13 protein-coding genes are annotated in these 12,186 nt (G+C 55.4%); 10 read left to right on the top strand and 3 right to left on the bottom strand.

Annotated elements, in window-relative coordinates; translation table 11 throughout:
* Positions 1 to 129: 129 nt before the first annotated feature.
* From PGS25_RS07155 to PGS25_RS07145, 3 genes are all read right to left on the bottom strand, one after another.
* On the bottom strand, positions 130 to 696 hold the full coding sequence (locus PGS25_RS07155; protein WP_270418110.1) for a chromate transporter: 567 nt from the start codon (positions 694 to 696) through the stop codon (positions 130 to 132).
* The gene (locus PGS25_RS07150) at positions 693 to 1,235 is read right to left on the bottom strand and encodes a chromate transporter (RefSeq protein WP_270418109.1); all 543 of its coding nucleotides are present in this window, start codon (positions 1,233 to 1,235) and stop codon (positions 693 to 695) included. The genes PGS25_RS07155 and PGS25_RS07150 overlap by 4 nt, the downstream gene beginning before the upstream one ends.
* A gap of 125 nt (positions 1,236 to 1,360) precedes the next feature.
* On the bottom strand, positions 1,361 to 1,729 hold the full coding sequence (locus PGS25_RS07145; protein WP_116705159.1) for a VOC family protein: 369 nt from the start codon (positions 1,727 to 1,729) through the stop codon (positions 1,361 to 1,363).
* A gap of 168 nt (positions 1,730 to 1,897) precedes the next feature.
* On the opposite strand from PGS25_RS07145, the gene PGS25_RS07140 reads away from it, so the two are divergent.
* The 10 genes from PGS25_RS07140 (at position 1,898) to PGS25_RS07095 (ending at position 11,794) form a co-directional block, all read left to right on the top strand.
* Positions 1,898 to 3,898, top strand: a complete 2,001-nt coding sequence (locus PGS25_RS07140) for a DHH family phosphoesterase (protein ID WP_118360686.1) — start codon at positions 1,898 to 1,900, stop codon at positions 3,896 to 3,898.
* Positions 3,899 to 3,962: 64 nt separating this feature from the next.
* On the top strand, positions 3,963 to 4,409 hold the full coding sequence (gene rplI / locus PGS25_RS07135; RefSeq protein ID WP_110436125.1) for a 50S ribosomal protein L9: 447 nt from the start codon (positions 3,963 to 3,965) through the stop codon (positions 4,407 to 4,409).
* A gap of 367 nt (positions 4,410 to 4,776) precedes the next feature.
* Positions 4,777 to 6,144: a replicative DNA helicase gene (gene dnaB / locus PGS25_RS07130; RefSeq protein ID WP_188886039.1), complete on the top strand. Its 1,368-nt coding sequence runs from the start codon at positions 4,777 to 4,779 to the stop codon at positions 6,142 to 6,144.
* 3 nt (positions 6,145 to 6,147) lie between these two features.
* Positions 6,148 to 7,500 carry a tRNA lysidine(34) synthetase TilS gene (tilS, locus tag PGS25_RS07125; RefSeq protein WP_270418108.1) on the top strand — a complete coding sequence of 451 codons (1,353 nt, stop codon included), beginning with the start codon at positions 6,148 to 6,150 and terminating at the stop codon, positions 7,498 to 7,500.
* Positions 7,490 to 8,044: a hypoxanthine phosphoribosyltransferase gene (gene hpt / locus PGS25_RS07120; RefSeq protein ID WP_243022094.1), complete on the top strand. Its 555-nt coding sequence runs from the start codon at positions 7,490 to 7,492 to the stop codon at positions 8,042 to 8,044. Before tilS ends, hpt begins: the two co-directional genes overlap by 11 nt.
* Before the next feature lie 37 nt (positions 8,045 to 8,081).
* Positions 8,082 to 10,040: an ATP-dependent zinc metalloprotease FtsH gene (ftsH, locus tag PGS25_RS07115; protein WP_270418121.1), complete on the top strand. Its 1,959-nt coding sequence runs from the start codon at positions 8,082 to 8,084 to the stop codon at positions 10,038 to 10,040.
* 151 nt (positions 10,041 to 10,191) lie between these two features.
* Entirely contained in the window at positions 10,192 to 10,659 is a 468-nt protein-coding gene (locus tag PGS25_RS07110) for a hypothetical protein (protein WP_270418107.1), read from the top strand.
* Between the two features lie 11 nt (positions 10,660 to 10,670).
* Entirely contained in the window at positions 10,671 to 11,126 is a 456-nt protein-coding gene (locus PGS25_RS07105; RefSeq protein WP_118478876.1) for a hypothetical protein, read from the top strand.
* Positions 11,127 to 11,138: 12 nt separating this feature from the next.
* Entirely contained in the window at positions 11,139 to 11,591 is a 453-nt protein-coding gene (locus PGS25_RS07100) for a hypothetical protein (protein WP_270418106.1), read from the top strand.
* Between the two features lie 2 nt (positions 11,592 to 11,593).
* The gene (locus PGS25_RS07095) at positions 11,594 to 11,794 is read left to right on the top strand and encodes a helix-turn-helix transcriptional regulator (protein ID WP_117490013.1); all 201 of its coding nucleotides are present in this window, start codon (positions 11,594 to 11,596) and stop codon (positions 11,792 to 11,794) included.
* The last annotated feature ends 392 nt before the right edge of the window (positions 11,795 to 12,186 follow it).

Raw genomic sequence — 12,186 nt, 5'->3', positions numbered from 1 at the left:
TCACCCCGCCCTACGGTATGTCGTGTGATTATGGTGTATGCGGCAAAACATTTGGCAGAATGTATCGGGGAGGGCGGGATGCCCCATCCCGCCGTTCCACAGAGAATCTGCACGATAACAAATCAAAACTTACAGATTAAACACAATGCCGCATACCGCGCCGATTAGGATAAACACGATCGGGTGCAGCTTTTTGAGCTTCCAGATACCGAGCGACAGCACGAGAAAAATCATTATCGCCGGAACATTGATGACCGAACCGAGACTTGCAATGCCTGACCAGTTTTCCGTATGCAGCAGCGCTGCGACAAACACCTCAAGCATTGCACCGAAGATCAGACCCGCGGACGCCGGACGCAGGCCGTAAAAGCCGTTCTTGACCAGTGGAGAGTCGCGGAACTTATCAAGCGCACGCGACACCAGAATGATGATGATGACCGACGGCAGCACAAGCGAGCAGGTCGCCATGAGGGCACCGGGAATGCCGGCCGCGTGGAAGCCTGCATACGTTGCCGAGTTGACACCCATCGGACCGGGTGTGGATTCGGAGACTGCGATCATGTCCATCAGATCGTTCGGCGTGAACCACGGATACCGCAGCGAAATCTGCTTGAGGAAGGGCAGGGTCGCCAGTCCGCCGCCGATGGCGAACAGACCCGCCTTGAAAAATTCGTAAAACAGCTGAAGGAAGATCATGCGCGTCTCCTCCTGATCATGCCGATAGCGATACCGGCAATGGCGGCCACAATGACCATCACAACCGGCGATACGCCGAAGAAGGCGACAGCCGCGAACGTAACGAGCAGGATAACGCTGGTCGGCACGTCAACAACGCCCTTTTTCGCCATTTTCCACACGGACTGCAGCACGAGCGCGCAGACCGCGATACGGATTCCGGCAAATGCGTGCTGCACGACAGCGAGATGCGCAAACTGCTGGATAAATGCGGCGATAATCGTGATAATAATCAGCGATGGCGTGATCATGCCCGCCGTGGCGGCAATGCCGCCGAGAATGCCGTGCGTCTTGTAGCCGATGAACGTGGCGGTGTTCACCGCGATAACGCCCGGGGTGCACTGACCGATGGCGTAGTAGTCCATCAGCTCGTCCTCAGTTGTCCAGCGGCGGTTTTCAACGACCTCGCGCTGCAGAATCGGCAGCATGGCATAGCCGCCGCCGAATGTGCACACGCCAATCCTTGCAAACGTGAGGTATAGATCAAGGTAAGAATTCAAATGATACAGTCCTTTCGTCAGGAGATAACTTCAATAGTATACACCCGTTACCGAAAAATGAACAGAATAATCCTGTTAAGAGAATGAAAAAAACGCTCAAAGCAGCAGCTCCAAGCGTTTTCTGTTTACTTTGCGGGAATGACCTCCAGCCAGTAGCCGTCCGGGTCGGAGATGAAATAGATGCCCATTGCCGGATTTTCAAAGCAGATGCAGTCCATTTCCTTGTGCTTTGCGTGCGCGGCATCGAAATCATCCACGCGGAAGGCAAGGTGGAACTCGTTGTCACCGAGGTTGTACGGCTTGTCCCAGTCGCGCAGCCACGTCAGCTCGAGCAGATGCGGCGTTACGCCATCGGTCAGGTATACAATAATGAAGCTGCCGTCCGGTGCGTTGATGCGGCTGGATTCGGTCAGACCGAGAGCCTCCTTATAAAAAGAAAGCGAGCGGTTCAGATCGCGGACATTAAAATTGTTGTGTGCAAACGAAAATTGCATAATGATATCCTCCTGATTGCGAATCTACGGTTACTGTACCATGAAGCCGCAGAAATTGCAAGCGGACGGCGAAAAGATACAAAACCGGTTTGCATTTAGTGTTGAAATTTCTACAATGGCTTGCTATAATTAGGTTGAATATTTGCGTCCAAAAAAGGAGGCAGGGGTTTGAAAAAGAGATTACAGAAGATGCTGGCTCCCAACAGCGTAATGTTTTATGTGCTGTTTTTCCTGTTTGCAGTCGTGGGACTTTATTTCTCCCGCGTGTACGGTGCGGCAGGTATTGTGGTGTGCATCATCCTGCGGATTGTTTCGCTGCGCATGAATGCGGCACGGCGGCGGCAGGTGCAGGAGCTGATGAACAACATCGAGGTAGATGGCGGAGAGATCCGTCCGGCGGTGACACGCTCGCCGCTGCCGACAGCTGTTGCGCTGGCTACCACGGGCGAGATCGTATGGGCGAATGACGCATTTGCGGAAATCAGCGGTCGGGGGACTGCGGTAAGCGGCGTTCGCATGGGCGAGATCGCACCGACGTTTGAGACCGGCTGGCTCATCAAGGGGCAGACCGCGTTCCCGGGAGAGCTTGGCATCGGCAAGCGGCAGTACCATGTATTCGGCAGTATGGTGCAGAGCGGTGCGGGACAGCTGATGATGCTGCATTTCATCGACTGCACCGAGTTTGTCCGTCTGCGGGATGCGGCTGAGACTACCCGTCCGGCTATCGCGGTTATCGCGATCGACAACTACGAGGAGCTGGTCAAGAACACCACCGACTCGGAAAAATCCAACATTCTGGCGGGCATTGATAAACGTCTGTTTGCCTGGGTGAAGGACTCGAGCGCTGTACTGCGCAAGTACGACCGCGACAAGTATATCTTCGTGATCGAAAACGCCGAGCTGGACAAGCTGGTCGCGCGCAAGTTCTCCGTTCTGCAGGAGGTGCGCGAAATTGAGAACCACGAGGGCGTTGTAGCTACCCTGTCCATCGGTATCGGACGCGACGGCGAAACGCTTGCGGAAAGCTATCAGTTTGCCGGACTCGCTGTCGACATGGCGCTGTCCCGCGGCGGCGACCAGGCGGTTATCAAGAATAAATTTAACTTTGCCTTCTTCGGCGGATTGAGCGAGGAAGTCGAGAAGCGCACCAAGGTCAAGAGCCGCGTGGTTGCAAACGCACTCAGCCAGCTGATCCGCGACTCGTCTCAGGTGCTGGTCATGGGCCACAAGAACAGCGATATGGACGCCATCGGCGCTGCTGCCGGTATGGTCTGTGCCGCGCGTGTCAAGGGCAGACCGGTGCACATTGTTGTGGACCGTCAGCACACCATGGCAAATGACCTGATCGAACGGCTGGAAACCCAGTCTGAGTACAAGGGCGTGTTCATCAGCGCCGAGGATGCGATGATCGCGTGCGATTTCAACACGCTGCTTATCGTGGTGGACGTAAACCGTCCCGGCTATGTGGAGAGCGCGGCGCTGCTCGAATCCATCAACAAGATCGCAGTCATTGACCATCACCGCCGTGCGGCGGATTATATCGAGAATGCAGTCGTATCCCTGCACGAGCCGTATGCGTCGTCCGCATCTGAGCTGGTCAGCGAGTTGCTGCAGTATCTTGTGCCGACCAGCGGCATCCTCACCTGCGAGGCGGAAGCCATGCTGGCAGGTATTTATCTGGATACCAAGGGCTTTGCAACGCGCACCGGTGTCCGCACATTTGAGGCGGCAGCGTATCTGCGCCGCGCAGGTGCGGAGTCGAGCGATGTCAAGCGCCTGTTCCAGTCCAGCTTTGACCAGTATATGGAGCGTCAGAAGCTGATCTCGTCCGCGCGCAACTGCGGTCAGGGCGTTATCTTCGCTATCACCGGCGAGGAGGTAGACCGTATTGCGGCCGCACAGGCAGCAGACGAGCTGCTGTCCATCATCGGCACACATGCAAGCGTTGTTGCGTTCCGCAGCGGCAATGATATGGCGGTTTCCGCTCGTGCGGCAGGCCACGTCAATGTGCAGCTGCTGATGGAGAGACTCGGCGGCGGTGGCAACCATTCGGCGGCCGGTGCACAGCTGAAGAATACCACGCCGGAGGAGGCCGACAAGCTGATCACGGATGCCATTCGCGGCTACTTCGACGATCAGCGGACCGAAAAGCAGGACGATAATAAATAAAACCGAAAAGCAGGCGAAGCTGTTCGCCGCATTCGATATAGCAAACACAAAAGGAGTAATCACCATGAAAGTAATTCTCAAGGCCGACGTTAAGGGCAAGGGCAAAAAGGGCGAGCTGATCGAGGTCAGCGAGGGCTACGGCCGCAACTTCCTGATGCCGCGCGGTCTGGCAGAGCCGGCAACCGCGGATAACCTGAACGTCAAGAAGGCGCAGGATGAGGCACACGCACGCAAGATCGCACTTGAGCAGCAGGCGGCCCGCGAGGCAGCCGAGAAACTCAAGGAGAGCCCGGTAAAGGTTCCGGCCAAGGGCGGCACGGGCGGCCGCCTGTTCGGCGCTGTTACCTCCAAGGAAATCGCTGAGGAGCTGAACAAGCAGTACGGTCTGAACGTACCGAAGCAGAAGATCGTGCTCGAGGAGCCGATCAAGACCTTCGGTGTACACCGTGTAAAGGCAAAGCTGTATCAGGATATCGCAGGCGAGATTCTGGTGCAGGTAGTCGAGGCCTAACCTGCACCTATAGGGGGTATCCAATACCCCCTATATACGCCGGTCGGTTCCGGAGAAACCGACCGGCGATACCCCCGGACGCGCCCCAAGGGCGCTGGGTCGGGGTGTAAAAAGTCAGGCGCATGTCCTGACTTTTTACGGACACGGCAATGCCGTGTCCTATTTCATGCCGTGCGTGGAACGCACGGTCGCTGCGGCGGGACCAAGATGCTCGCCGTACCATTCGGTACGGCTGCATCTGAGGTTGCGCTTTGCAAGCAAAGCGGGATTTAATTGACGCAGGCGATGCCTGCGTTGTCATTTTTTGTTCCTCATTCTCAATTCTCCATTTTCCATTCTCAATTTGTTAGCGGAGGGAGGTAAGTAAGTGCCCGACGAACTTTTGATGCGGCAGGTGCCGCAGGATCTGACTGCGGAGCAGTCGCTTTTAGGCGCGATGCTGGTCGATCCGAACTGCATTCCCGAGGTCATCGAGCAGGTGCGCGCCGATGATTTTTACGCGGAAGAAAACAAGCGCATCTTTGAGACCATCTACTCGATGTTCAACGGCGCACAGCGTATTGATCCGGTAACCGTTCTGGATATGCTCACGCGCATGGGCTACTACGACGAGGCCGGCGGCCGCGCGTATCTCTTTCAGCTGATGGAGGTCACGCCGGGTGCGCGGAACGTCAACGAATATGTCCGCATCGTGCGTGACAAGAGCCTGCTGCGCCAGCTGGCGGATGCGGGCAGCGAGATTCAGCAGAACGCCCTCGAAGCCCACGGCGAAGCCTCCGGCATTGCCGAGCTGGCGGAGCAGCGCATTTACAGCATCCGGCAGGGACGTGAAATTAAGGGCCTGTCACGGCTTTCTGAGGTTATCGCTGATCTGTATACCGAACTGGACGAGCGCGCCCGGTCGGACAGTGAAATTCCCGGCATGTCCACCGGCTTCCATGCATTGGACACGGCGCTGACCGGTCTCAATAAATCCGACCTGATTCTCATTGCGGCACGACCCGGCATGGGCAAGACCGCGTTTGCGCTCAATGTGGCGCTCAATGCGGCTAAGGCAAGTGTTAAGAATAAGGAGCGCGGCGACAAAAAGGGCACCGGCGTGTGCGTGTTCCAGCTTGAGATGGGCAAGGAACAGCTGGCCAGCCGTTTCCTGTCGAGTGAGGCGCTCATTGAGTCGCAGAAGCTGAAAACCGGCAATCTGGACGGTGACGATTGGGTAAAGATCGCGCGTGCGTCCGGCGTACTGGCAGGACTGAATATCTATGTGGACGACAATCCGGCCATCACGGTTGCGGAGATCAAGGCGAAATGCCGCAGACTGGGTGACGAACTCGGTCTGATCGTCATCGACTATCTGCAGCTGATGCACGTCGGCGGCCGTCACATGGATAATCGTGTGCAGGAGGTCGCAGAGATTTCACGTTCGCTGAAAATTATGGCGAAGGAACTCAATGTTCCGGTCGTGTGTCTGTCGCAGCTGTCGCGTGCGTCCGAGCAGCGCTCGGATAAGCGCCCGATGCTGTCCGACCTGCGAGAGTCCGGCGCGATCGAGCAGGATGCCGACATCGTTATGTTTATCTACCGCGATGATTACTACGATGACGAGAGCGAGAACAAAAATATCGCAGAAATTATCATTGCGAAAAACCGTCACGGTGCGACCGGCACCATTGAGCTGCAGTGGGTCGGTCAGTACACGACCTTCTCCAACCCGGACCGCATTCACGAGGAGTAAGCCATGCTGGATACGGTAAAACGAACGATTTCCGACTATACGATGCTCAAAACCGGCGAAAATGTGCTTGTCGCCCTGTCCGGCGGTGCGGATTCCGTAGCGCTTCTGCTGAGTCTGCGCGAGCTGGGGTATCCGGTGCGGGCATTTCACCTCAACCACTGTCTGCGCGGTGCAGAGTCCGACCGGGACGAAGCCTTCTGCCGCAGGCTGTGTGAGGAGCTCGGCGTGGAACTGACGGTCGAGCGCGTGGACATAGCCGCAGCCGCAGGCGATTCCGCGGTGGAGGAGACCGCGCGGCGTATTCGCTATGCACGGCTGGAGCATGCCGCGCACGGAGCCAAAATCGCGGTGGCGCACAATGCGGACGACAATCTGGAGACCATGCTGTTCCATTTGGTGCGCGGCACAGGTGCGAAAGGTCTCACGGGCATTCCGCCGGTGCGCGGACGCATTATCCGGCCTCTCATTGAGGTCGAACGGCGGGAAATCGAAGCCTTTCTGCGCGAGCGCGGACAGGATTTCGTCACGGACAGCACCAATGCGGACACGGCTTATACGCGCAACCGCCTCCGTCAAGAGGTCGTTCCCATTCTGCGGGAATTGAATCCGCAGGCGGTGCAGGCGGCAGCACGGCTTTCGCGTCAGCTTCGGCAGGACGAGACTTGCCTGCAGAGTTATGCACAGACCTGTGTACAACTTTGTGCAGTCGGGAACGGAGCATGGAAGATTCAGCCTCTGCGGGAGGCCGCTTCGGCGGTTCGCAGCCGAGCATTGCGTCTGCTGCTCGAAAACGCGGATATGCCGCTCAAAGACGTAACCGCAAAGCATATTTCAGCGCTCGAGCATCTGTTGGAAACCGCGTCTCCGTCTGCGGAAACCGATTTGCCGAACGGCTGTTTCGCAAGACGTGAATATGACGTTCTGCGCATCATTCCCAAGGCGGAAACCGCGGTCGAGCGGCCGGAAATCCCGTTTACCGTACCATTCGCAGGGATGATCTGGAAGGACACGGTAAGGCTGACTGCAAAGAAATTAGAAAAATCCGAAGTTTTTTACAAAACATTCAATACTTTTTGTCTGGATTGTGGTACAATAGATTTTGAATCGCTGTGTGTTCGCACACGACGCACCGGAGACACTCTGCGGCTGACCGAAAATGGCGGCAGCAGATCGCTCAAAAAGCTGATGATCGACCGAAAGATTCCGCGCTATATGCGGAATGCGATGGCCGTTATCGCGGATAAAAACGGCGTGATCGCGGTGCAGGATATCGGTGCGGACTGCAGCAGAACAGCCAAAAATAACGCAAATACACTGCAGATTACAGTAAAGGGGTTATCAAAAAATGGCTTATAATATGCGAGATGACATCAAGGAAGTTTACTTTACCGAGGAGCAGCTTCACGAAAAGGTAGCAGAGCTGGGTGCGCGTATCACGGAGGATTACCGCGATAAGAACCCGCTGATCGTCAGTGTGCTCAAGGGCTCCTATGTGTTCATGGCCGACCTGACCCGTGCCATTGATACGCCGTGCAATGTGGATTTCATGGTCGTATCCAGCTACGGCAAGGGCACCAAGACCTCCGGCGAGGTGCAGATCATCAAGGATATCGCACAGCCGATCGACGGCCGCGACCTGCTGATCGTGGAGGATATTCTGGATTCCGGCGTAACGCTGCACTATCTCATGCAGATTCTGGCAGCACGCGGCGCGAACTCCATCCGCCTGTGCACGCTGCTCTCCAAGCCGGAGCGCCGCAAGATCAACGTCGATGTGGATTACCTCGGCTTTGAGATTCCGGACGAGTTCGTAGTCGGCTACGGCCTCGACTACGCAGAAAAGTATCGCAATCTGCCGTATATCGGTGTACTTAAGCCGTATGTTTACGGCGGCGAGTAATTTAGGGAAGAGGTGTTAAACCGATTTGAAAGGCAAAATGAAAGGCTTCGGCCTTTACCTGATCATACTGGTGTGCCTGTTGGCGGGCGTCAGCTATGTGGTTAGCCAGACACAGCAGACAGAAACGCTGTCCTATAATCAGATCTACAACTATTTTATGGATGGCGATGTTGACCAGTACGACGTGGACGACACCACGCTGACCATGCATCTGAAAAAGGAAAACCGGACGTACACCTACGATCTGGGTGACTACAGAAGTGTGTTCTATAACGATCTGGGCGAGACCATTCAGCAGCAGATGCGGGATGGCACGCTGACCAAGGTCGATTACCGCACGGCGACCATTCCGTGGTGGGCACAGTTCTTGCCGTATGTGATCCTGATCGTGCTGCTGATCGCGTTCTGGTACTTTATGATGAACAAGCAGTCCGGCGGCGGAGCAGGTCCGATGCAGTTTGGCAAGGCCCGTGCAAAGCTGGCGCAGGACGATAAGCGCAAGGTCACCTTCAATGATGTGGCAGGCGCGGACGAGGAAAAGGCAGAGCTGCAGGAAATCGTCGAGTTCCTCAAGAATCCGCAGAAGTTCGTGCAGATCGGCGCGCGTATTCCGAAGGGCGTGCTGTTGGTCGGCCCTCCGGGCACCGGTAAAACCCTGATCGCGCGTGCGGTTGCAGGCGAGGCGGGCGTACCGTTCCTGTCTATTTCGGGTTCGGACTTCGTTGAGTTGTACGTCGGTGTCGGCGCATCGCGTGTGCGCGACCTGTTCGAGCAGGCCAAGAAGAACGCGCCGGCTATCGTGTTCATCGACGAGATCGACGCAGTAGGCCGTCAGCGCGGCGCAGGTCTGGGCGGCGGCCATGACGAGCGCGAGCAGACTCTGAACCAGCTGCTCGTTGAGATGGACGGCTTTGGTGCAAACGAGGGCGTTATCGTCATCGCAGCCACCAACCGCAAGGATATTCTGGATAACGCACTGCTGCGTCCGGGCCGTTTTGACCGTCAGGTCTATGTCGGCGCACCGGATGTCAAGGGTCGTGAGGCTGTCCTCAAGGTACATGCCCGCAACAAGCAGTTCGACCCGGATGTCAAGTTCTCTGAAATTGCCAAGACGACCGCCGGCTTCACCGGTGCAGACCTCGAAAACCTGCTCAATGAGGCAGCGCTGCTTGCGGCACGCCGCAACAAGAAGCTGATCTCGCAGGAGGAGATTGAGGAGTCGCTGCTCAAGGTCGTAATGGGCGTGGAGAAGAAGAGCCATATCATCAATGAGCACGACAAGCGCCTGACCGCGTACCATGAGGCCGGTCACGCGATCTGCTTCCACGTTCTGCCGACGCAGGATCCGGTACACCACGTTACCATTATTCCGCGTTCGTCCGGCGCAGGCGGCTTTACTATGCCGCTGCCGGAGGAGGATCAGGCATACCGCACCAAGAAGTATATGGAGGAGTATATCATCGTTTGTCTGGGCGGCCGCGTGGCCGAGCAGCTGACGATGGAGGATATCTCCACCGGTGCTTATGGCGACATCAAGCAGGCGACCCAGATGGCCCGCGCCATGGTCACCAGCTACGGCATGAGCGAGCGTATCGGCCCGATCGACTACGGTTCGGATAACGGTGAGGTGTTCCTCGGCCGCGATCTGGCAGCCGGCAAGGGCTATTCCGAGGTTAAGGCGGCGGAGATCGACGACGAGATTCACCGCATTATCGAGCACGCATATCACGCCTGTGAAAAGTTGGTGAGCGAGCACATGGACGAGATGAAGCGCGTTGCCGAATATCTCGTCCGTAACGAAACGATGGACGGCGAGACCTTTGTTAAGGTCTACAACGGCGAAATCGTACCGGATAAGGTGGTCGGTGAGGATCTGATGACCGAGCTGCAGCAGGAGCTGCACGCCAAGGTAAGCAAGCCTGCGGAATCCGCAGAGGAGCTTGCCAAGGTTGAAGAAGCCGAAAAGGATCTCGACCCGGATAAGCAGGATCAGTAAATATTCACAAAACCCTACAGGAAATTCTGTGGGGTTTTTCCTTGTCTGAAATGTCAAACATTCTTGACATTTTGCTGTCCGCCTGTTATCTTTAAGATGTAAAGAGAACTTTACATTTTAGCGAACGGCATCAAGGGTAGGAGGTGCTTTTATGCGGTGGAATTTGTACACATCAGCCGAGAAAATGCAGGTATTGTGGGTCTGCATCGGCTTGCCGGTGCTTCTGCTGGCGGCATGGCTGGTAAAAGACTGGATGGATGCCGGAGGATCGAAAAAGGCCCGCAGGATCGCCAAAGCACTCGGCAGCAAGACCGATGAGATGGAGCACGCCATCATCACACAGGCACAGGCGGTCGCATACCGGGTGACGCAGGCGGGAATCCTGGCGTGCCTGTATTATCGGCTGCTGATAAAAGGGCAGGCGGCAATGGAGTTGTGTGCGCTGTTGGTCGTGTCCGGCATGGTGGAGGCGGCTATTATGCTTGTGCAGACGTTCCGCAAAGCAAAGGACGACGAGGAGCATCCGCCGAGACTGACTTTCCTTATCGCAAAGCTGACGTTCTGTGCGGTGCTGATCGGATTGGCCGTCGGAATGACGGTTCTAACGCAAAACTGGTAGGAGGTGCGCTTATGAGCTGGGATATGTACGATATGACACAGAAGGTGCAGGTTGTTGTGGTTGCGATTGTTCTGCCGCTGGTCATTCTTGCAGCGAGCCTGTGGCACGATTGGGTAGAAGAAGGACAATCGCCGAGAGCGAGAAAAATCATGAAGGACTGGGAATGGAATATTGATGAGATGGCGCACGCCGTCAATGTGAAGGGTCGCTTGATTGGCTACCGTGTGCTGCAGGCCGGTGTTATCATTTATCTTGGTTACAGCCGCTTTTTCTGTGATTATCGCTCGATTGAACTCAGTGTCCTGGCAATCGTGTCCATTGTTGCTGAGGTGCTGTTTATTATCATCAAAACCATTCGCAATATGGCGGGCGATGAGGATAAAACGCAAATGTGGAAACAGATGGGACACAGTGTGTTCAATAATCTGATGTATCTGTGGATTGTGGTGAAGGTTTTCTGGATGTAGGGAGGTGCACCTATGTTTACAACCGAAACCGGTATAGGCGTGGTCGTAATGGTCGTTTTTGCGGTATTCTGGCTGGCTTTTATGCTCTGGGAGGACTGGGGACAGGCCGGAAAGACTGCTCGTGCACGCGCTTCCGCGAAGGCTAATGGCTGGGAGCAGGACGAAATGCAGAACACGATCACACGCAATGGTGCGATTATCGCCTACCGCTTGATGACGGTCGGGCTGTTTGTGGTGATGCTGGTGGATATCATTGCATTCGGTAAAAATGTGAGCGAGTTTGCGATTCTATGGTTCGTGTGCATGGTGTTCGAGGGTGTTTACAGAACAATCGCGACCTACCGTGCCGCAAAAGACGACGAGGAAAATCCGCCGTCTAAAAGTGCGCTCGCCGGGGATATTGTAAAGCGTATTTTCATTCCGGTCGTGATATTCGCAGATTTGATATGGAAGTTCTGGCGCTGAAGATGAAGAACAACATTAAAGAACTCCGCAAGGCGCGCGGCCTGCGGCAGGAGGACATGGCAAAGCTGCTCGGGGTATCGCGGCAGACCATCGTGGCGATGGAGAACGATAAATACGACCCGACCCTCGAGCTGGCGATTAAAACCGCGCGGCTGCTGGAACAGCCGGTGGAGAGTATATTCTTCCTCGATGAAGAATCGTAATTGAGAATTGAAAATGGAGAATGAACGTATAGATGGGGCATTTCCCATTCTCCATTCCTGCATGAAAAAAGGACTTCCCGCAGGAAGTCCTTTGAGGCTGTCGAAAAACTAACGTTTTCCGAGCAGCCTCTCGCTCGAAACCACGCTTTCGAGCGAATACCGAAGAAAAACCGCGCCCTACGGGCACATTTTTTCTTCCCTTGTATAAATTCCGAGATACACAAGGTGAATTGCCGCATAGCGGCAAGAGAGGGTGGTCTGGACCATGCTCCCGGAATTTATGAATTTGCTTCGCAAATTCTATTTTATACGTGCTGCCGCACGAAGCGTAAAAATTAAAATAATATTTTTTGACAGACTGAAAGGACTTCCCGCAGGAAGTCCTTTTTTAC

The organism is Butyricicoccus sp. AM78-15b2TA (genome assembly GCF_027665985.1).
In the GTDB taxonomy this organism is placed as follows: Bacteria; Bacillota; Clostridia; order Oscillospirales; family Butyricicoccaceae; genus Agathobaculum; species Agathobaculum butyriciproducens.
The sequence above is the reverse complement of the archived record's forward strand: the minus strand, read 5'-3'. Positions and strand labels throughout refer to the sequence as shown.